Origin of the sequence: Bacillus sp. LJBS17, from assembly GCF_019334685.1 — a bacterium.
In the GTDB taxonomy this organism is placed as follows: domain Bacteria; phylum Bacillota; class Bacilli; order Bacillales; family Bacillaceae; genus Bacillus; species Bacillus subtilis.
This window is the reverse complement of record NZ_CP079759.1, coordinates 1,933,743-1,954,327: the sequence shown is the minus strand read 5'-3', so window position 1 is coordinate 1,954,327 and position 20,585 is coordinate 1,933,743. Positions and strand designations below refer to the sequence as shown.

23 protein-coding genes are annotated in these 20,585 nt (G+C 35.2%); 3 read left to right on the top strand and 20 right to left on the bottom strand.

All coding sequences use genetic code 11. From position 1 onward, the window contains the following. Positions 1–4 precede the first annotated feature (4 nt). The 15 genes from KXZ66_RS09870 to KXZ66_RS09800 form a co-directional block, all read right to left on the bottom strand. Positions 5–163 (bottom strand): hypothetical protein, encoded by a 159-nt coding sequence (locus KXZ66_RS09870; protein WP_068947558.1) that lies wholly within the window; start codon positions 161–163, stop codon positions 5–7. Positions 164–271: 108 nt separating this feature from the next. Continuing rightward, entirely contained in the window at positions 272–988 is a 717-nt protein-coding gene (locus tag KXZ66_RS09865) for a 3D domain-containing protein (RefSeq protein ID WP_219144974.1), read from the bottom strand. A gap of 28 nt (positions 989–1,016) precedes the next feature. Continuing rightward, positions 1,017–4,934 (bottom strand): DNA polymerase III subunit alpha, encoded by a 3,918-nt coding sequence (gene dnaE / locus KXZ66_RS09860; RefSeq protein ID WP_219144935.1) that lies wholly within the window; start codon positions 4,932–4,934, stop codon positions 1,017–1,019. A gap of 12 nt (positions 4,935–4,946) precedes the next feature. Then, positions 4,947–6,677 carry a single-stranded-DNA-specific exonuclease RecJ gene (gene recJ / locus KXZ66_RS09855; RefSeq protein WP_219144934.1) on the bottom strand — a complete coding sequence of 577 codons (1,731 nt, stop codon included), beginning with the start codon at positions 6,675–6,677 and terminating at the stop codon, positions 4,947–4,949. After that, positions 6,677–7,813: a hypothetical protein gene (locus KXZ66_RS09850; protein ID WP_219144933.1), complete on the bottom strand. Its 1,137-nt coding sequence runs from the start codon at positions 7,811–7,813 to the stop codon at positions 6,677–6,679. The genes recJ and KXZ66_RS09850 overlap by 1 nt, the downstream gene beginning before the upstream one ends. A gap of 15 nt (positions 7,814–7,828) precedes the next feature. After that, entirely contained in the window at positions 7,829–9,343 is a 1,515-nt protein-coding gene (locus tag KXZ66_RS09845) for a replicative DNA helicase (protein ID WP_219144932.1), read from the bottom strand. A 14-nt stretch (positions 9,344–9,357) separates the two neighbouring features. Continuing rightward, positions 9,358–9,828, bottom strand: coding sequence for a hypothetical protein (locus KXZ66_RS09840; RefSeq protein ID WP_219144931.1), 471 nt, complete (start codon positions 9,826–9,828; stop codon positions 9,358–9,360). A gap of 42 nt (positions 9,829–9,870) precedes the next feature. Continuing rightward, complete coding sequence (locus KXZ66_RS09835) at positions 9,871–10,842, bottom strand: ATP-binding protein (protein WP_160243798.1); 972 nt, start codon at positions 10,840–10,842, stop codon at positions 9,871–9,873. Positions 10,843–10,924: 82 nt separating this feature from the next. After that, positions 10,925–11,839, bottom strand: coding sequence for a hypothetical protein (locus KXZ66_RS09830; RefSeq protein ID WP_219144930.1), 915 nt, complete (start codon positions 11,837–11,839; stop codon positions 10,925–10,927). A 20-nt stretch (positions 11,840–11,859) separates the two neighbouring features. Continuing rightward, positions 11,860–12,231 carry a hypothetical protein gene (locus KXZ66_RS09825; protein ID WP_033885449.1) on the bottom strand — a complete coding sequence of 124 codons (372 nt, stop codon included), beginning with the start codon at positions 12,229–12,231 and terminating at the stop codon, positions 11,860–11,862. 314 nt (positions 12,232–12,545) lie between these two features. Further along, positions 12,546–12,926 (bottom strand): hypothetical protein, encoded by a 381-nt coding sequence (locus tag KXZ66_RS09820; RefSeq protein ID WP_219144929.1) that lies wholly within the window; start codon positions 12,924–12,926, stop codon positions 12,546–12,548. A gap of 62 nt (positions 12,927–12,988) precedes the next feature. Then, complete coding sequence (locus tag KXZ66_RS09815) at positions 12,989–13,285, bottom strand: hypothetical protein (RefSeq protein ID WP_019712320.1); 297 nt, start codon at positions 13,283–13,285, stop codon at positions 12,989–12,991. 87 nt (positions 13,286–13,372) lie between these two features. Then, positions 13,373–15,133 (bottom strand): right-handed parallel beta-helix repeat-containing protein, encoded by a 1,761-nt coding sequence (locus KXZ66_RS09810; protein WP_159376861.1) that lies wholly within the window; start codon positions 15,131–15,133, stop codon positions 13,373–13,375. Beyond that, positions 15,130–15,954 carry a gamma-polyglutamate hydrolase PghZ gene (gene pghZ / locus KXZ66_RS09805; RefSeq protein ID WP_219144928.1) on the bottom strand — a complete coding sequence of 275 codons (825 nt, stop codon included), beginning with the start codon at positions 15,952–15,954 and terminating at the stop codon, positions 15,130–15,132. Before pghZ ends, KXZ66_RS09810 begins: the two co-directional genes overlap by 4 nt. A 98-nt stretch (positions 15,955–16,052) precedes the next feature. Then, on the bottom strand, positions 16,053–16,274 hold the full coding sequence (locus tag KXZ66_RS09800) for a hypothetical protein (RefSeq protein ID WP_213408260.1): 222 nt from the start codon (positions 16,272–16,274) through the stop codon (positions 16,053–16,055). Between the two features lie 70 nt (positions 16,275–16,344). Here KXZ66_RS09800 and KXZ66_RS09795 point away from each other — a divergent pair, with 70 nt between their 5' ends. Further along, positions 16,345–17,019, top strand: coding sequence for an SOS response-associated peptidase (locus KXZ66_RS09795; protein WP_219144927.1), 675 nt, complete (start codon positions 16,345–16,347; stop codon positions 17,017–17,019). Positions 17,020–17,088: 69 nt separating this feature from the next. Continuing rightward, positions 17,089–17,901: an ATP-dependent DNA ligase gene (locus KXZ66_RS09790; RefSeq protein ID WP_219144926.1), complete on the top strand. Its 813-nt coding sequence runs from the start codon at positions 17,089–17,091 to the stop codon at positions 17,899–17,901. Between the two features lie 65 nt (positions 17,902–17,966). On the opposite strand, the gene KXZ66_RS09785 is transcribed toward KXZ66_RS09790, so the two are convergent. Beyond that, positions 17,967–18,380, bottom strand: a complete 414-nt coding sequence (locus KXZ66_RS09785; RefSeq protein WP_219144925.1) for a hypothetical protein — start codon at positions 18,378–18,380, stop codon at positions 17,967–17,969. Positions 18,381–18,517: 137 nt separating this feature from the next. Between KXZ66_RS09785 and KXZ66_RS09780 the strand changes: the two genes are divergently transcribed. Continuing rightward, a complete protein-coding gene (locus KXZ66_RS09780) occupies positions 18,518–18,877 on the top strand; it encodes a DUF2513 domain-containing protein (RefSeq protein WP_219144924.1) in 360 nt (119 codons plus the stop codon). 112 nt (positions 18,878–18,989) lie between these two features. Here the strand turns inward: KXZ66_RS09780 and KXZ66_RS09775 are convergent, their stop codons facing one another. Genes KXZ66_RS09775 through KXZ66_RS09760 form a run of 4 tightly spaced genes read right to left on the bottom strand, consistent with a single transcriptional unit; the run spans position 18,990 to position 20,542 of the window. Next, positions 18,990–19,340 (bottom strand): hypothetical protein, encoded by a 351-nt coding sequence (locus KXZ66_RS09775; protein ID WP_219144923.1) that lies wholly within the window; start codon positions 19,338–19,340, stop codon positions 18,990–18,992. Position 19,341: 1 nt separating this feature from the next. After that, complete coding sequence (locus KXZ66_RS09770) at positions 19,342–19,704, bottom strand: hypothetical protein (protein ID WP_219144922.1); 363 nt, start codon at positions 19,702–19,704, stop codon at positions 19,342–19,344. Then, a complete protein-coding gene (locus KXZ66_RS09765) occupies positions 19,697–20,005 on the bottom strand; it encodes a hypothetical protein (RefSeq protein WP_219144921.1) in 309 nt (102 codons plus the stop codon). Before KXZ66_RS09765 ends, KXZ66_RS09770 begins: the two co-directional genes overlap by 8 nt. A gap of 21 nt (positions 20,006–20,026) precedes the next feature. Next, on the bottom strand, positions 20,027–20,542 hold the full coding sequence (locus KXZ66_RS09760; RefSeq protein ID WP_219144920.1) for a hypothetical protein: 516 nt from the start codon (positions 20,540–20,542) through the stop codon (positions 20,027–20,029). Positions 20,543–20,585: the final 43 nt, after the last annotated feature.

The window sequence follows — 20,585 nt, the reverse complement described above, 5'->3', positions numbered from 1 at the left end:
AATTTTAACTACTTGATGCCATAACAACATCATCAAAACTCCTTTCATCATAAGTTCCATCATAATAACAAAGTTCCACTGTCTTTGTTTCAGGGTAAATGGCTTCAATAACCCCGCACTCCCCAGTTGATTTGACCCTGGCCTCTTTATCTAAAATGAACATCCTCTTCACTCTCTCTATGTAATAGTTTTCCTTGGGATAAATTTCATGTTATGTATTGCATCGAACGAATTGTTGAAATGTTTATACCTTTCAGTTATTTGGATCGATTTACCAGCTCACTCTTACATTTTTACGACCAAATGCATTTGCTTCTTGCTCACTGTCCATTAGAATATCAATTCGATTGTTTTTAATATCTCCTCCTGTATCTATTGCATATGCTTGAAAGCTATTCCCTTCATATGAAACTTGCACTAATGAATACAAAGGAATTATTTCTGGATCAACAGCGATTATTCTTTTTCCATTGTAATAGGATGTGTTTGATACATCATAGCCGGTTTTTGTTTTCCCTATGCACCCTGTAGAACAAAACGCTGTGTAAGCAGTGGCAATCACTTCATGACTCTTCACTGCCTTTACATTAGTACTTTTTGAAGCTGGGTTATCTTCACTTCTCTTTTTATTAATTTTTTGCACTTTTTTTGTTTTTGTATGTTTTGCTGCTTTTTTATTTTCTTCTGTTAGATATGTAATCGTCGCATTAAGATACTTTTTTCTACTTTCAGCCTGCTTTTCTTCCTCACTCTTTAGCCTGGGAAGGATTCTTGGAACGTCAATTTCATGAATTAGTTTTTGGGTCACCTCTTTTTTATTTAGATAAAATGACTCTTTTATTGAGACTTGATTGTCCTGATGTGTATACAAGTTTTTAGCGCTATATACGAGCCCTACTCCTAACAAACCAATTGTAGCAAAAAGTGTCATTTCGTTAATTCTATGATATACATATTTTTTGTGTTTGTCTATAAGTTTTTTGAAAATTTTCATCTCTCCTATCATCAGCTAAGATTTATATTTCTGCCCTTTTAGTTGTCAAACTCATATTTCCTTCATTATCAACATTGTCTATTCTGCAGACAGTGTGATTATATATGCTATCTTTATAGACTTTCGGAATAAAATTGTTACCTCTTCTGAAACCAGTAAACATGAGCAATGTTCCTCTGGTATACCAAGATTTCTCGACTACCTCTTTCTTTCCGCCACCAATGGATCTAGAAATCTGTTTATTGTAATGACTAAAGCTGCCCGACCACTGTTTAACTGTAACCACCCCTGTTGGTGTTAGAAGAGTAATTGTATGTTTGTTTTTATCCCTATCTAAAACAGTGCCTATAATCCGTGTAGTCTCATATTCATAGAGAGTTTTCCCTCTCCATTGATAAGGTTTACCTTTGACCGGCTCTGCTGGCAGTTTATAAAAGTCAGCAATATCATACTTGGCAAAGTTTACACCAGAAAGCTCATGGTCATTATAATAATAGCTCAATGAATCCATTTCCCACTTACCTAATGATCCATCGGCGTATTTTTCCCACTCTTTTATTAATAAACAATCATTCAATTTCTTCAGTGGTTCTTCTGTTGTTATCCAGGACTTTATTTTAGACATCTTGTTATCATATTCTTTTTTAAAAGCTCTTTCAGAAATGACAAGCTGCCCGTTTAACATGTCAACTACACTATCCTCACTGAAATGCTGGTTATAAAACGAAGCTGATACATCATCCAATAAAAAAAGTTTATCTTTTGGCGACTTTAATGTTTTGTACACCTTTTTGCTGATGTAATCTTTAAAACGAAAGAATCTCACTTCTTGTGCAAATTCTGAAGGAACAATGTTGTTTTCAATTAGCATTTTTAAATTAGACAACGTAAGCTTACTTTTTGGTTCTGATATTAAGCTAATAAAGGCCTTCATGATTTCTTGCCTGTTTCCAAAAGAATCAAAGCAGCCTCCTTTTATTAATTGGATTACTTGTCCTTTCTTAATAATGCCGCTCTTAAACATTCTTTCAATAAAGTCGTTAAAGTCACTATATGGTCTATTTAGAACTATATGATGAATAACATCGTCTCCAATTCCATTCATTCCTTTAAGTCCAAATAAAATTGAATTGTTGTTAATATCAGTCCTAAAACCAAAATCAGCCTTATTTATATCTGGGAGGTCTATTTTAATCCCTCTTTGTCTGATGTTTCCAATGGCTGAAGCAACTTTTCCGTAGTTTGTAGCAGCTGTCTTTTTGTTGTCTTTTGTATCCTCGGTATCTATTCCTCCGCTGTTTACCGTTAAACAAGCAGTATTCCAGTATAAAGGATTATATCGATAGTTTAAGTTCAATTCCTGTAATGCAATAATTGAATATGCCAAGGTATGAAGTAAACTAAAACTGTAGCCAAACTGTCTTTTAAATTGAACATTCCAGACATAATTCAACAGGTTATCAGAAGTGCCAATCTCCTTTCCTTTTTTAAAAAACAATTCTTCCACTTCTTTTAGTACATCTTCTTTCTTTTTTGCTATGGATTTCCTAAGATAATTTGATTCTTTAATGTCAAAGTTAGCTATATCTTTATCCATAACCATCTGCATAACCACTTCTTGAGTATCAGCAACACCATAAATATCCTTAAGGTGCCTCTCCATTACATTGATTTCCTTTTCGTTTAGGCCGTGCTGCCTCATTTCTTCATACCATTTATCTAGATCATTTTTGTATTTAACATATGTATCTACAGGCTGTTCTTCACTGTCTGACATAAGCCTCATTAAAGAATTGGTTACTGCTGCTTCAAGTAAGTTCTTAGGTTTTACTTTGACAACTGATTGATGACCGACTTCAGTTGAGAACTGGAATAAATCCATGATCTCCCCATTACCAGCCATTTCCCATAGCTTATCATCTTCATACTCAATTACGTCTGGATGGATGTATTTGTTGTATGTTTCCTTCAAGCTTCCTTGCCATTCAATTTCTTTATTCTCGATTAATTGGTCTAATGTTACTCTAATCTTATCTAAAGCTTCAATTGTAAGAAGGTCAAACTTTACTGAGCCCATGGCTTCACTGTCACCCATATTAAACTGTGTAATATAAGCTCCTTTAGGAGTTTTCATCATTGCATTCGACTTTGTATATTCATCGTTAAAGATAATTACTCCGGCTGCATGAGAAGAGCGCTTATTAGTTAACCCTTCAATTTTTAGAGCTGTTTCTTTAAGATTAGGGTATTGTTCAACCTCCCTAATAAACTCTTTAATCGGCTTCCTGCCAGTTTCTTTGTCACCATAAAAACAATGTGTTAAAGGCCAGTTAGATCCTCTTTCAAATGGAATCATTCCACTTAAATACTGGGATATATCATTATCGATTCCTAAGCCTCTACATGCTGTCTGAAGCGCTGATTTTGAACCCTCAGTTCCAAAAGTAGCAATTTGAAGAACACGTTTGTCTCCAAACCTTTCTCTAAGTGCCTTAAGAATTTTTTGTCTTTTTGATCCTTCAGTATCAATATCGATATCTGGAAGGTCAGGTCTCGATTTATGTATATGTCTCCAATGTGGTAAATCATATTGCATTGGATTAATTTGAGTGTTATCGAGGAGATAATTAACTAAGTAACCTGCAGCACTTCCCCTGGCTGCCCCTACTAAACTATCTCCTCCACACTCCTCATCCCAAATAATATTAATGATTTCTCTAACTGTTATGTAATAAGAAGGCATAGACTGGTTCAGCTTTTGGCTGATTTCCCAAAGTTCACCCAGCTCAACGTTAATCCTATTCAATATTTTATGAAAAGCTTCTCTCGTTAGTTCGCTTGTTTTTAATTTCCCTTCAAATCCGTCCTCAATTAACTTAAGGAGATATCTATCTTGTTCATCTGCTGATTCAGACATCTTTTTTATATATTCATATTGATCATATGCTGGTTTAAATAAATGTCTTAATTTAAAGTTAGGAAGCTCCATCTTAGGGATAATTGGTTCGTGCTCTATAGTATAGTCTTCAATCATCTCACCAATGTGCATTGTATTTTTTATGGCCTGATCGATGACTTCTTTATCAATGTAGTCCATTCTCTCGTGAATTTCATCAACGTTTTGAACGAAACAGGCTTCATAAAAAGAATCAACTTCTCTTTCTCCATCCTTAGCGTTTAAAAAGGCTTGATGAATTGCTCTATCTTCTGGTCTTAGATAGTGAGCATCTGTTGTAACAATCATTTGCAAGTCATACCCGTTGGCTATATCTATCAGCTTCTTGTTACAGTAAATCTGTTCTTCACTCAGTGCAGGTTGAAGCTCGATAAAAAACTTATCCTTCCCAAAAACCTCTATACACCAAGTTATAAACTCATGAATCTTTAGTTTGTGCTGCTTAATTGACTGAGAATCACCAGTTTCTTCAAAAGCCTTTATCTTTAACAGGTGAATGTTTACCTCAGACCCCAGGCAAGCTGTGGTAGCAATGATGTGGCCTGGATCTTTACTTAATAGCTCCTCTACATCCTTTTTTACTGTCGGCACTCTTTCCATTGTTCCTGTATAAAATGAGTTTTCCCAGGCTTGAGAAGACAGTATTCTTAACTGCTCATGTCCTTTTGGATCAATTGCCAACATCAAGAAATGCGGAAATTTTGTCACTCCCGATTTATAGTTATCTCGAACTTCCTCTAAAGAATCGACTAGGTACGCTTCATTGCCCAATATCAGTTTAAAATCTTCTGGCATATCCCCCTTCTTTTTCATTTCTCTAACTGTTCGAATAGCATCTAAATGTGCTGAGAGGACTTCATGGTCTGTTATGGCCAATCCCTTATATTCCATCTTTACTGCAGTTTTGAGCAGTTCTTTAACTGAGTTTGTTGAGTCTAGAAGCCTTATGTTACTCCTATCTGTGTGACAGTGACATCCTATCAACTTTTCTCCCCCTTAAAACACAAGTTCTTTTTGTTTTGTGCGAACCACCTCCAATTCATAAATCTCGATTTGAGGTGTTTTCTTGCCTTTGTATTCATTCGCCTTTACTTTACCAATTACATTAATGATTAATGTTCCATTTGTTTCTGTAAGCTGATTAAAGTAATTCTCATCACTTTTAAATCTTATGTATTCAATATCGTCATGCTTAAATTTAACAGTTGTCTTATTCTTTTTCCCTAAATGCTCAATTTGTTCGACATCAATTTCAAGATCCGTTATAGCTATTAAGGGTTCTTCAACTTTGTAACCCCAATAGTCTTTGTAACCATCAAGTTGAAGGATAAATTCTTTTCTCAATCGTTTTGCTGGGATCTCAAAATCAACATTCTGAATACCTTCTTCGATATCTATGTCTTTAAATTTTTCATTCAGCACTTTGTTCACCAGGATTAAGTTCTGTCGTTTAATTGCAAAGCCAGCTGCATTTGGGTGACCTTCAACAAACTCAAATAATCCAGTATCTATAAGCTCTTTCTTAAAATCCTTAATAAACCCTTTATCATATCCTCGTATAGAGCCACTCAAAATATCTTTACCTTTTTTGGGATCGCTTCTGGCTAACAAGACCGGCTTTTTATATTCTTCTGCAAGCTGATTGGCCACCAGTCCAGTTAGGCTTTTATCTAGAATTCCTTCAACGTAAACAATCAGTACTTTATTCGCTGTTAAACTTTTCTCCTCTATTCTATTTTTAATTTCCACTCCAGCTGCATCTGCAATCCGTTTCTGCTTTGCTTTTAGATTTCCTAGAATCCTAACTGTGTCATCATGTATTGACACAAGCTCAGTTTCATTTTGCCCACGTTTTTTATAGGGTACCTTTTCTTTAGAAAGGAGGAATGCTCTCATCATTTGATTTTTTTCTTCACTGCTTCCAACCCTAATGGCAGCGTTAATTAAAGGGTTAATAAAGAATTGTGTATTCTGTATGTTCTTGTCACCCTTGGTTGAAAACTCTTGCTTCTTAAACAGCTTCTTTAATAATGGATGCTTAATTTTCTTCAAGCCTTCATTCATAAAATACCTGGTTTCAAGGTTTCTTGAATCAGCCGAATCAGCAATGTTACCAATTGATACAAGGTCTAAGAATTGTTCGGCTTCATTTTTATTTAGTTTTTCATCAACTGCCTGGCAAAATTTATAGGCCATTCCTGCACCTGTCAGAGTTTTATTCGAATAATTAGGCGAAAGCTGATTATTTACTACGATCGCGTGTTCAGACACTCGTTCACATTCATGGTGATCAATAACAATTATTTCTGTGCCTCTCTTATTGAGAGCCTCATGTTCCTCAAATTGACTTGAACCTGCATCTGGGATTATGACTAAGTCAACATCATCAGGAATTGTATCAATAAAAATCCCATGCTCTTTCCCATTTTGAATTCTGTAATGTATATTAGCTTTCGGACAAATCTTCTTTATGTAATTTATAATGATTGAGCTGGATGTGTATCCATCAACATCACTGTCTACCTGAACAAACAATTTATTTTTATTATTTAAATGCTTAATAAGACAATCTGCAGCTTTATCAATATTATTAAGCTTTGAATAATGAATAACTGAACTTTGATCAACATTAACAAACAACTTTGGATCTTCTATGCCTCTATTTTTTAAGATAGTAGCTAAAGGATTGAAATTATAATCATTGTCGCCAATTAGTCTATACTCCATTAAACTCCCCCTTCATCTGTGCCAATCTCAATTTTCCTTCTCATTAGCTCCTCTAGAGTTTCCTTTCCCTTGTCAGCTGGGCTGTCCTTGTAATCCAGTAAGCCTTCATAATCCCACAAAACATACACACGAACATAAGGAGTAAATTTTGCTGCGAGCTTTAGAATTTTCTTCTGATATTCAACCAATTTTTCTTGATATTTCTCCTCTGTCTCATGTTCTTTTGGTGGTCGGTATTTATCAAGAGCAATAAAAACTTCTTCAACACCAAGAGACAATAAAATGTCACGGTGAAAATTAGAAATATTACTTGAACAAACAGCACAGGTGAAGTTTGATTCACCGTAAAAGTCTTGGCATTTTAATACTGATTTTTCTGATTCGAAAATCAATACTTTCTTGAACCTTTCTATCGAATTTTTTGTTTTATGTAATCCATATAGATTCATCATTGTTTGATGGTTATATAAGATATTGCCAACTTTTAAAGGCATATATTTATAGCCTGCATCAACTTCTTCTTTAATCATTGAGCGCCTACGTATACCAATCAACCTATTATTTAAATCTCGATGGGGAATGGTAATCCCTTCTGTATGTGGTCTAAAATAGTACCCAATCTCAAACTCTTTTAATGTCTTATGACTTATTCCCTCACCTAGCCACAATTGGTGAGGATAAGGCACAAACACATCTAGAACAGTTTCATTAAAGCTGGGGAGCTCAATATGTATTTTTTTCTTCTTTTTGAACTTCCCCATCCATTCCCAGTCATCAATCAAATCATTGTTTATGTATGTCTCTCTATTCCCGAATCCAAATGTTCTTCCTGCTATTTTGGCAACATATTCGATAGCCTGGTTAAAAGAAATATTAATTCCTTTTTGGCTTTTTGCTCTTATAACAAGTTCAAATACATCAAAATTATCTCCACACTCTGTATAACAGTGAAACTGTTTTGCTTCATGATAGTAATACAGCTTATAACTTCCACCAGCAGCATTGTGACAAACGGTTCTGTAGATTGGATTTCCTTGTTGATCCCACTGATTGTTCTCACTACCTAAATCTTTTAAAATCTTATGTATATCCTCAATGGTCAGGCTTTCTTTTACTCTGTCTTTATCATACTTCAAAGGGCGCTACACCCCTCATCCTGCTTTTATATTCAATTTCTCAACTGTGATTAGTTCATTGTCAAGATTTGTTGTGAAACAGTCCTTTATCCGCATGTTGCCCATATTGATATAAGAGAAGACTTTAACTTTGTCATACTCATTTCCCCTATTTTTAAATACATGTGTAACAAAATTTGGCTCTGGATAAAATCCTTCTTTTAAAATTGGATCAATTGCATCCTTCTCTTTTTTACTTAAAGGAAGAATAATCATTGCAGCATCTGTTTTATCTGCGATAGCCTTACTTCCTCTCAAATAAGAAGCATCTATTACTTGTCCTTTTAACCATGCTTCTTTCCAATCACCATTCAACTGAGTTGCGCTCATCATATAGACATCATATTTATTACATAAGCCCTTTAACTTATCCGACATAAGCAAAAGAATTTGGTCTTCCCTTAAATTGACCCCACTTTTTTTGCTCATCTCTGAAAAAATGGTTACTGATGAGTGTATATAATCGAAATAAACGTACTCTACATTGTTTTTAATGACGTTCTTTTCAATGGTTCTTTCAATCTCCTGAACATTAAAATCAGGCAGATGTTCAAACCATATGTTAGACTCCTGAAGAACTTTAGCAGCCTTACGCACAAGTTGTTTTTCTTGTTCATTGATTGTGTTTCTAAGGATTTTTTTCTCTTCTACACCACTAATGTAGGCAAGTGCTAAGCTTTGCAATTCTTCGGCCATCATTTCTGTTGAAATAACCGTAGAACTTTCACTCCATGGGTTTGATACCCATTCCTTCTTTTTAGGATCATAAAGTTCGATTGCACTTAAGCGACAAGCGTCAGCGACCATGTTTCTTGTTTTACCGCCACCTGTAATACTTGAGCGCAGATAGAACTTTTTCTTCCGTGATCCACGAAATATTGAGGTGAGCATTTCGCTATTTAATGGAACTCCAATATCCGGGGACTCTTCGAATGAATCCAATAATTCATTAATACCTTCTCCGCCCTGGATTCCCACACTTTCAGATGAAGTTCTGAATTTTTCTTTTATGTCTACAATCTTCATTTCATAAGCTGCTAAAATCTCATCAATCGACTTCTTATCAAACTGTTCTTGCATCTTTTCCTGTTCTTTTGGGTCAATCAGAGATTCATCATATATTTCCTTAATATCGAATCCCAATCCATCCATTTCTCTAAGCAGACTAAACTTTTTTAATCTTTTATAGTGGTAATCAAAGTTTTCGACAACTGCCAACTCTTGAATTCTTTCTATATATTCAAGACCGTTATTATCATGGAAAATTTTATACTGAATATCGTAATCCTTTAGATATCCATCTATTTCAACCTCATTCAATACTTCAGTTCCTTGATGAAATAGATTGCTCATAGCAAAAAACAATATTGAATGAAACCTTGAAGGAAAATCATCCGAAGTTATCTTATATTTATTGCTCTCTGACAAGATTGTGGGATCTTTTAAAATGCTCCCTAAAACTTGAATTATTGCCTGTTTGTCTTGTAGCAAATGGACTCTCCTTCCTATAGCGTTGAGATATCAACTAGTCTTCTTTTCTTTCTCATTCCTTTTTTTATGACTAACGTTATTTCTTCTCTTTTATGATTCTTTGGATCTTCAGCTGATTTTCGGATGGCTTTTTGTCTAATGTAATGCCGCTTTGCTTCATCATAAACAAATGGAACGATTCCAATGCCATCTCCTTCTCTGGGTTGATTATCCAAAGTTTCATAAAAGTACCTAAGTGCTAGCTCAATGCCTTTAAGCTTATACCCATATTCCTCTTGATACTCTTTAATTTGTTTCAACATCATGCCAGTTGGAGATGTAAGACCATATAGATTGCATATGTATTGAATTAACTCTTTTCTGTGATCTGATTCTTGCTTCCATGTATTAAAACACTTTTCATGGTAATATCTTTTTTTATAAGGAATGGCTGAGTCTTTGTCTAACTTGGTCTCGCAATAAGGACATTTAACTTGTCTCCCCAAATAATCACTCCTAATAAGGAGGAGAGAATAATCCCCCCTCTTTTATTCTGCTAGAAGGTCTTTTAGATCATCTAGAATTACAGACATGACACCTACTTGCTTACGGCTGCACTCAGTAACTTTTACACCCTTACCTAAATGTTTCTCTGTAATCTCATTAACTTCTTCTAAACGGCCTTCTTCATTAAGCTTCATGCCAATTTCTTTAATTTGATCCATTAATGAGTTGAAATCAAGTTCTTCTGAAGCGTTGTTTTGTTTTTGCTCTTCGTATGTAACAGCAACAATTCCTTCTGCTTGCTCCTGTCTTTCGACTGCCTCAATAATTGCTTTTTCTAAGTTTTCTGCAGTAAATTCAGGAAGGTATGTGTCAATGTAATCAAATCGGCTACGAGCAAAATGTTCTTCAGTTTCAGCCAACCAGGCGCTTGATTTGATTACCTTTCTATCTTCATCAACACCATTAGAACTTAGATAGAGAACAATATCACTGTTATCAATTACTGGTGCTAAAACTCGTTTATCTCCCTTTGGATGTACTTTACCTTTTTTGTCTTCAGCAGCATGAGCAATAAAGATAACCGTAAATCCTACGCCAATTAATTTATTGATTTCTTCCCATACTTCAGTTTCGTACTCTTTCCAAAGGCCAAACCCATCATTACCATCTTTAATCCGTTCTACATCATATTGCTCGCAGACATATCTGGTCGCATATTTAGCAAAAGCATCTACTTCATCAACAATGATTGTCTGATACATCTCTTTGGCCTTTTCAGCATTTTTGGTTAACTGCTTGTTTACCTTTTTAAAATCAGCCCAACTATTGATAGGCATGAATTGGACACCGGCAATGGCATTTAATCCTTTTTCGAATGGCAGATATAACGGTTTCTTCATCCGAGTGCTTTGCTTAGTTTTACCTAAGTTGTTAGAACCGTAGATTGTGATAACTTTTCCTTCTAATCCTTTTGCTACTACAGAAACTTGTGGGTTGAAAATATCAATTGCCATTTAAGTTCTCCTTTTATTTTAAATTTGTTGGGTGAGTCGGAGCTCACCCCAGGTATGTATTAGATTAATGATCTATTTTATTTTAGAAAGGGAGATCATCATCTAAAATTTCAACCGGCTTTGAAGGCTTGTTATTAGGAGCACTTCCACCAAAGCCAGACTTTTTATTATTTTCATTGCTGCTTTCGTTCTTAAGTCCTTCTAGATAAGTCTCTCTTTCAGTCAATGCTTTTTTAATTACTTCTGGATTAAAAGCATTTTTACTATCTTCATCATAAGGATCGTTCCCACCTGTAACTAGGTACTCTCTTTTTGTAATGGAGGTGATTTCTTTTTTGTCTTCTCCAAATGCAGCAGTTTTGGTTGTTACTTTTTGTTCTTTATAATTAATAATCTTTCCGAAGACATTAACCGTAGATCCTTTTTCATAATTGTTTTCAACATATTGAGAACCTTCCTTAGTCACTACAAATGTAAAAGGAATGACTTTCCCGCCATACAAAGGGATATAACCATTTAAATTAACTCTTCCTGTTTCTTCTCCTTTTACTTTTTCTTCAGTTACATTTTTAACAAACAGTTCAACATCAAATTCAGCTTTAGGATTAAATTCTTCATTAGCATCCAGTCTGTTTACAAAGTTGGTGGTTAGCTGTGGGTACGCCTTTAATACTCCTTGAGAGTAATATTCATTTAATCCAATCTTACCTTGGGTGATTCTCACTTTATCAGCTTGATCTCTTCCATGTTCTGCGATGGACTTATAATCACTTATGATAGTTTGATACCCTTTGGCAATAGCATTATCTGTACCATCAGCTTTCTTATATTTTGAAAAGCCTTTAACTGTATGCACTTCGTTAGGTGCAACCTCAATATCTAATTCAATATTAAGTCCATTTCCATTTTTCCACTCAGTGTGTCTTACTTCTGCCAGAGTTCCTTCAAGTGTTACAACGTTTGATGCTTCACGTAATACCGTTTTGTTTTCTGCCATATTTTAATCATCCTCTATTTTTATTTTTGTCTATTGTGATTTTTCTTTGAATATGTAATTTTGCTAAACTTGCAGTCTTTGATTCCAAGTTCTTTACTAAGTTCTATGTACCTTCTTTTTGGGAACTTCCAATCATTTTGGTCAGAAAAGCATCCTGATTTATTTACAATTTCAAATACCTGCTTTTTTCTGTTAACTTTGATTATCATATTTCCGTAAGCGTACTCTGTGCAAAATAAACGTTTTTTCACTCGCTCAGGATGAGTTTCTTTGACAAGTAGGACATTCCTTATCATCTTTAACAGTGCCTGATCAGGAGTAATTGTCTTGTTGCCTTTAACGTTTTCTCTGTAATAGCTTAATGCCTTCTCTGTTATCCCAAGTACCTCCAAATAATTCGCCTCCTTCCCTTTAACTTGATTTTATTATATACATATTTTTTATCTTTGTCTACATGTTTTATAAACTTTTATATTTTTTATTTTTGTATTTCATTTGCGATCTTTCTAATTCGAATAAAATTATCATTTTATTGAGTATAAGTGTCAAAGAGCCACACAATGGCAGCTCCTAGAGTTGATCAACCTCCGACTCTTACTTCCATATTAGCTCATCCCCCAATAATATTAATCACTTTTTAGCCCCCAAAACCATTTTAATACTCTCCCTTAGGATTAAAGAGAATTATATCATGGATTCATAATATTTAAACAATTTCACTCCACAACCACATATCCATTGTTTGCAATGAAAAGCCATCAGGCAGCTGCTTCATTTTCACATTTACATTGTATCTTCTGCCGGTTGTTTTATGTACAATAGCCAGTTCTTCTCCATTAAAGAATCGCACAATGGCCTCATCAAATGCAATTGGCTGATTAACCACATAACCTTCCTTTAAAGCTCTAATAAACAAATAGGGATCATTTTTATACAGCTCATAAAGAATGTTCGCATATTGTTCGTTCTTGTCTCTAAGTAGTTCAAAATTAATCAACGGTATGTATAAGTCTTTGTCTGATAAATTTAATTTGTTTCTAAAGTATTTAATTGCTTCATCTTGCTCTTTGGAAATGATGTTTGACATTCAGTTAACCCCTTTATTCGTATGATAACTAGGCTAATCTTAGAGACTAGCCCAGCATTGCCTTATAAATATTCTACTAGACCATCGTCTTTAGCCCCTTCTGCTATTAGACTATAGGCAGCCAGAAGATGCTCTTTGATTTTCTCTTTTGTTTCTTCCCCGAATGCATCAAAACCAATTTTAACATCGCTTGAGTAATTAATTTTCCTATTCCCTACTTGAACTACATTTTCCTTTTTAATTTGAGCAATAAAATAAGCATTTGCTAGGTTCTTTCCTAAATACTCCTCTGTTAATGGATCATAATCATCGAAAACCTCATACCGTATTTCTCCGATTCTAAGCTTCTGCTCACTCATACTCTCATCCCCTGTTTTGAAATTTTTGGTACTACTAAATTATATACCAAAACCCATAAAGGGAACAAGTGTTCTCGTTAAGATTTTTTATTTATAATCGATTACTGTATCATCTAAGGCTAATCTAGGTGTGCCGCTGTCGTATGTATTATGTATTAAAGTTGTACTGGAAGCATTAAACGTTGCAAATGGATGCGAAAGCACTCTTGCACCAATACCTTGAACATCATTCCTTATTAATCGAACCTTTTTTGTCCCGTTTAAATATATTCCATAGCCTTGATCTGAATCTCTGTTAAACATGATTTCATTTCCTTTAACCATATGCTCAGAACCGCCTATTAAGTGGATCGCAATGATTGCTTTGCAATTATATATCTGATTATCACTTATTCTGATATTGTACATATCAGCTGCCCCCATAATTGCAACATTTCTTGGTTCAAATATCTCATTCCTTGTTAGGAAGACTTCTGAATCTTTATCCCAATATATCCCGTAACCTTTTCCACTCAATAAGAAATCGTTTAGCTTAATTCTGACTGCCTGAGATCTCTCACAATATAGACCTCCGTAAAGATTGGAGAACGTATTATTTAAGAATTTAACGTCATTCGAATCCATCACTTTAATTGCATATGCTGAAGTTGTACCTTTCCCTTTATTATTGCTTACTTTAATATCTGATGAATTTCTCACCTGGATCTGAATACAATCGCTGTCCTGTATTCTGTTGTTTGAAATGGAAACATCTTCGGCCATATGTGTTGCTATTGCACAATTTGAAGCGTTCTTTACGGTATTATTATCAATCGATACCCCTTTCCCTCTAATCATCATGCCTATTTTAAACCCTTGAATATTGTTATCAGTTATTTGAATTCTGTTGCCAGTCTCAGTGCTCGAAACACCTACAGAGTCTATTCCGTACTCTTTAGACCCCCCTTCATTTATTATCTTGTTACCCTTAATACTCACATCTGTACTGTAGCCATATGAAATAACATTGTCACAGTAGTTATCTTTGATGGAAACTTTACCGCTTGTATGAGCAGTAACCGAACCACGACCATTTTTTCTAAACCTGCAATCCGATATCGTTAACTCATAAGGATGATCGTACTTTCTTCCGTTTTCTCCGTAGCCCTCTAAATCAATACCTAGTTGAGGGCCAATTGTATCTCCTCCAGCTTCCTCTATATCACAGTCTTCAACCAATAAACCTTCACAACCGTTAGTAGCTAAATTGTTCCGTCTCCCTCTTTTCAGTTCGCATTTTCTTACGGTCACACTTTTGGAAGGCGTATAAACCATCCCTGGGTAATTCATCATTCCGTGAGCTGCAATCCAAATGTTGTCTCCAATACAATCTGAGATTTGTACATTTTCAATCAAAACATTTTTGCTTCCATGAACATGTATTCCAAATCCCCATTCATGTGTTTTTCTATCGGTATCAATTAGAGAATAATCATGTTGATACCGGTCACCTATAATACGACCTCCTCTAATTATTACGTTCTCTGCAAGCCCAATATAAAAACAAGAATAGCCCTGATACCCATTAGGGTTAACTTGAAACACTGCTTCTGGATCCAAAAGGAGCTCCATATTTGATGGGATTTTAATTCCCCCACCAATTTCAGGATTTCGTTGATTTAATGTATTTACTGAATCAATAATAAAATTCCCTTTTGGAACTTCAACAATAGGAAAGTTGTTCTCTGATGCATATATAAGAGCTTCATTAAATCCTTTAGTTGTTTCAATTGGATTCGAGTTAAATGCATTTATTCCCCACTGATCAAAGTCAACATAGTATCGTATGGATTTATTCAACAATGTCATGGTGCTACACCAGCCATACAATACACATTTTCATTAATGAATTTAGTTAGAACAGCAATATAGTCATAAAAAACTTGATTCTGCGTTCCATTGCGTCCAGCCAGTGTAAAAGTATTAAACATTTCTCTTCGTTGTTCAGTGCTTATTTCAAGTTGAATACTCATACCAGTGCTATTTTTATTAGCAATGTTCTGCTCATTTGTGCCTGCTAAACGGGAATCTTCAGACAGTAATTCTGCAGAAAAGCCTGCATCGGTAAGTAATGATGTGATTTTTGCTGCTTTTTCTCTGTCTGTCCCACCAACTAAAGTTTGTTTCTTACTTGATGCATACCCATGAATTGAGATTGTTAAATCATGCTTACTCAATAAATCTAAAGCTTGAGGTTCATCGAAATTCGTACTTGTAATATGCAACTCAGAAGCTCCTGGTATCCTTAAACCTTCAAATAGATAGGCAGAGTAAGACTTACTTAATTCTCTTGCAAGCTCACTAGTCCCTCCTTCAATACCTCCACCATGGGGTGCCAGAATAAGCACTCTCCTGTCAACATCGGTAGTTAGAATGTTATAGCTCAAAGGTGACTCATTTTCTTTCAACTCTTCAAAATTACTATACTTATCTGCAGCTAGAACTGAATTGGGATTAAACAATGCAAACAATGAAGTAACTAGGATTGGAAAAGACTTCTTGTCTGTGATATACTTATATAGCTTCGTAACCTTGCGAAGTGTGCGGTAGAGAAGGTTAGGCCCGCCAAAGCTCGCCTTCTCTGCCCCCTTAACCTCTTTTTCTTCTATTCTGTTTTTAAACTTTAACAATCAACAACTCTCCTTATATAATTTTATTTTTATTCTTTATTTTCACCTTATAAGCAATCACATTAGTACCACCCCCTTATCCGAATAAAATATCGTTTTTATCTAGATCTTCTAATTTTATTTTTATCCAACAAATCAATTATGTAAGTCTCATACATGTCATCCCAATAAGGATTTGTTCTTGCTATGTACTTCTTTACTCTCCCATTCTCCTCAATCTTAAAGGTTTGCCCCTTTTGAATGTCAGTGAACTTTTTCTTTTTCCATATTCCTCTGATTAACACTTCAACTTCCTTAACCTCAACTGTTTGCTGCTGCATCACATTCCTCCTTTTTGATTTTCGTGTATCAAGCCTGTACAATATTCAAAAACCCTAAAGGATGATGAACATGTGTGGCAGGTTCACTTTATTTTCTGAGTTTGATGACATCATCGAGCAATTCAACATAGATCAATTCTTACCCGAAGGTGAATATCACCCAAGCTATAATGTCGCTCCTTCACAAAACATCTTGACAATAATCAACGATGGCTCTAATAACCGTCTTGGTAATCTTAGATGGGGTCTCATTCCTCCTTGGGCAAAAGATGAAAAGATCGGATACAAAATGATTAATGCTCGTGCCGAAACATTGGCTGAGAAACCAAGTTTTCGAAAGCCACTCGTCAGCAAACGTTGTATCATACCCGCTGACAGTTTTTATGAATGGAAACGCCTAGATCCAAAGACTAAGATTCCTATGCGGATTAAGCTTAAATCATCTAATCTCTTTGCTTTTGCCGGCTTATATGAAAAGTGGAGCACGCCAGAAGGGAATCCTTTGTACACTTGCACAATCATCACAACAAAGCCTAATGAGCTTATGGAAGACATTCATGATCGGATGCCAGTTATCCTTACTGATGAGAACGAAAAGGAATGGCTTAACCCTAAAAATACTGATCCTGATTATCTACAAAGCTTACTGCAGCCATATGATGCTGATGACATGGAAGCATACCAGGTTTCATCTTTAGTGAATTCACCTAAAAACAATTCACCTGAGCTCATTGAATCCCATTAAGTACCACTGCCATATCGCTTTATATATCACCTTCGCTTAGCTAATATGTTCTAAGTAGGAGGTGATATTTTGTTTGTATCGCCAATGCTATTGCATTCAATAAAAGAGCCTTTTAACGACGAGAACTATATCACTGAGCTCAAATTTGATGGAATCAGACTCATTCTGTCTAAATTTGATAATCAGATTAAGCTATATACTCGTCACAATAATGAAGTAACAAGCAAGTTTCCTGAACTCTTGGATTTAGATATCCCAGATGGAACCGTGCTCGACGGTGAAGTCATAGTAGCTGCCCAAGGCGGTGCTCCTGACTTTGAAGCTGTAATGGAACGTTTCATGTCCAAAAAATCAGCCCACAATATCGTTTACTGTGTCTTTGATGTTATTTACAAAGACGGTCAGTCAATTGCAGCTAAACCACTCACTGAGCGTAAGACAGCTCTGAGCTCACTTGAACTGAATCATCCAAATGTTTGTGTAATCGAAGGAATGCAAGGTAACGGACTCGCTTACTTCAATCTGACCAAAGAAAAAAATTTAGAGGGAATCGTACTCAAGAAAGCTGACTCCCCTTATGAGATTAATAAACGTTCGCATAATTGGCTGAAAGTGATCAATTACGATTACACTGAGGTTCTCATAACTGGCTACACCAAAGAGGATATAAAATTCCTTCTGTCTTATCCTGATGGATCTGCAGCTGGGTTTATGGAATTCATGCCTCATGCAGAACGAAGTAAGTTCCACTCTATGAAACAAGTAAAATCTGAATCTGATGAATATGTATTTATTGAGCCTATTTTATGTAAGGTTAAGCACAGATTTAAGACTAAGCACGGCAAACTCCGCATACCTTCCTTTGAATCCTGGAGAGTGTAATCTCTCCGTTACATAACTTCTTAGAGCCTAGCCTTTTAAAATTCAATGAAAATTTAGTACATGGATCAATTAGTATTCATCCATTCATCGAAGCTATAAGGATAATCAACAGTCTCTATAAACCCTATTTCTTTTGCCTTCTGACGGATTTCCATACATCCTTCATAGCTGTAAGCCCATATTTCTTTATAATCCCTCAGCTCGCCGCATTTCCCTGTTATGATGAACTTTCTAAAACTGTTGACCAGTTGCCACATGTTGCCTCCATGCGAAAAGCCGTTTGGACTCCCGTATCCCATTTCATACGGATAAACGTCATCACCCGTGTAATCATCAACGAAGAACAGTTTTTTCTTAAACCTGAAATACGCTATACGATCCTTTGACTTGCGGTAGAATGTACGATGATCAATGCTTGCAATAAGCTTTATCAGATCATTAATATCGTTCATGCGTTTTATTTGCTCTTGATTTGGCACTACGGTTACCTCCTTCCATTAAAATAAATATTTTATTTTGATTGTTTTTATCCTATCTTCAAGGGAACAGGAGTTCTCTACTCCTTTCTAATAAAAACTGAGATAATTCACTTACTAACAAATGAAAGGATGATTTTTTGGAACTCAAACCTGAAATAGTAAGAGATATACTGTTAACTATTGAAGCAACAAAACCACGAAATAAATTTTTAAAACTAAGTGACTTACATCGTTTCGCTGTTTCAAAACAGTACATCCTTGATGATGTTCTTTACACGGTCGAAAAATTAGTTGAAGCTGAATTTATAAAGGCTGATTTAGATAAGATAGAGGTTGGTCAAATGACATACAATGGTCATATGTTTTTAGAAACAATAAAAGATCGAAACGTATGGGAAAAGACAAAAGCTGTTGTATCAAAGGTTGAGGGAGTCTCTTTATCTATTCTCACAGATGTAGCATCGAGCATCCTAAAATCTTATTTAATAAAGGAATAATCCAGTCAGAAATCTTCAGTCAAGATCGCTATAATATTTACCACGTATTTTAGGGCAAAGATTAGTTATTATAGCGATCGTTTCAACAGCTCATCTATATAAAAACTATCTTTTATTCAATCTCTATATTCAACCCAGTTGCTCCCACTTTAATTTCCTTCATCTCTCCAATCTGTGGCATATATAAATGTTTCTTTTCATTCACCGAAACAATTTCACCCTTCCAACAACCGTTTTGCACAAAGAATTTTGTCCCAATTGGTAAAGTTCGAAGATCTGCGCTCTCTATGTATTCTCCTTCCTCTCTATACACCTCTCCTTGTTCAGAAACCCTCCTTTTAGAAACTTTAATATCGATTTTGTATAGTGAATTTTCATCTTCAAGCATTAATTTATGTAACCAATCAGTTACTTTTGATTGCCCATCAATAACGTTAACCGTTTCGAAAATCTTCCTGTACATGTCATTCCTCTTCTCTTGAAAAATACTTATCTACCACTTGTTTTTCTAAGTAAACGACACCATCTATTAATATACCTCTATGTACATGTACATCTACATCTTCAACAGTAACGATTCCGCCTTTCCAGAAGTTATTTAGGCAATCTTCTTTAACAGTTAATGTTTGACCCTTATAATAATCATTCGAATCTTCTTCATTACTATTCAATTCAAGGATCTGGTCATTAAATTGAATTGTCACACCATCAGCAATTATCTTATCTCGCCCAACTTTACTTAGCGAATCCGCTAAAATAACAAACTCCTGATTATATTCTCCTCCATTAACATCCACTGTAATTGAGTATTGATTTCTTTTATTCATTGATTTCCCTTCCGACTCCATCAGCTTGTCTAATAGTGTCTAACAACTCTTTCTTCTTGAAATAGGTCTTTTCCAAACGATTTACTTCCTTTTGCAATTCAGTAGCAGCATCATACTTAAGGATCCATTCTCCTACTCCACAGACTTCTCTTCGTTCTTTCTCAAACGTTTTTATGTGATGGCCTTCAAACCAAACCCTTACTCTTGTTCCGTTTTCAAATTCATTATTAAAAGCAGCTTCTTTGTTAATTCCCGCATAAATGCATTTATATTTACTGTTGTCGACTACGTATGTATTCATTTTGCCACTCCCTTGTAGATTCTATTGACTGTCTATAATGGAATCCCAATCAAACGTTTTAAGAACCTTAAGCAACCGTTCAACTTTTCGTGCTCTCCACGCTGTCATTGCGTAAGTATGCACTTCAGACGTGTAATGATGCTTATTCAAGTTGATGTGTCTCTTCGCTTCTTCTTTGGTCAAAAACATTGTATCCGGCCGTACAATATGAACCTTTCTTTCTGGAATTAATTCTGCTTCTTCATCAATGTATTTTTGAATCCACTCAATAGGATTATCACAGTCGTCGTTTTTCAACTCTGTTAAAGCTTCCTTAGAGAGCTCACTATCTTCTTTTAAATCTTCTAAATAATCATCTAAAGCATATGCTTCTGCAATATATGGCAGGTATACAGAATACCGTTCTGCATTTTCCGCTCGAGCTTCGACCCATTCATAATCACCAACTGTCCAGAAACGTGGTGCAGCTTGACCGTCGCTGTCTTGATTTTTCAACTCTTGCTGAAGTTCTTTTAAAAACTGAATATCTTGATTCATCCGCTTCCTCCTATCTGTTTAAAATCACGATTTTAATTTAACT

Coding starts and splice junctions, on each gene's coding strand:
- KXZ66_RS09800 (WP_213408260.1), bottom strand. CDS start 16,274: ATGCAGCAGCAAACAGTTGAGGTTAAGGAAGTTGAAGTGTTAATCAGA.
- KXZ66_RS09765 (WP_219144921.1), bottom strand. CDS start 20,005: ATGAATACATACGTAGTCGACAACAGTAAATATAAATGCATTTATGCG.
- KXZ66_RS09770 (WP_219144922.1), bottom strand. CDS start 19,704: ATGAATAAAAGAAATCAATACTCAATTACAGTGGATGTTAATGGAGGA.
- recJ (WP_219144934.1), bottom strand. CDS start 6,677: ATGGAGTATAGACTAATTGGCGACAATGATTATAATTTCAATCCTTTA.
- KXZ66_RS09795 (WP_219144927.1), top strand. CDS start 16,345: ATGTGTGGCAGGTTCACTTTATTTTCTGAGTTTGATGACATCATCGAG.
- KXZ66_RS09760 (WP_219144920.1), bottom strand. CDS start 20,542: ATGAATCAAGATATTCAGTTTTTAAAAGAACTTCAGCAAGAGTTGAAA.
- KXZ66_RS09870 (WP_068947558.1), bottom strand. CDS start 163: ATGTTCATTTTAGATAAAGAGGCCAGGGTCAAATCAACTGGGGAGTGC.
- KXZ66_RS09775 (WP_219144923.1), bottom strand. CDS start 19,340: ATGTACAGGAAGATTTTCGAAACGGTTAACGTTATTGATGGGCAATCA.
- KXZ66_RS09810 (WP_159376861.1), bottom strand. CDS start 15,133: ATGACATTGTTGAATAAATCCATACGATACTATGTTGACTTTGATCAG.
- KXZ66_RS09835 (WP_160243798.1), bottom strand. CDS start 10,842: ATGGCAATTGATATTTTCAACCCACAAGTTTCTGTAGTAGCAAAAGGA.
- KXZ66_RS09815 (WP_019712320.1), bottom strand. CDS start 13,285: ATGAGTGAGCAGAAGCTTAGAATCGGAGAAATACGGTATGAGGTTTTC.
- KXZ66_RS09820 (WP_219144929.1), bottom strand. CDS start 12,926: ATGTCAAACATCATTTCCAAAGAGCAAGATGAAGCAATTAAATACTTT.
- KXZ66_RS09830 (WP_219144930.1), bottom strand. CDS start 11,839: ATGGCAGAAAACAAAACGGTATTACGTGAAGCATCAAACGTTGTAACA.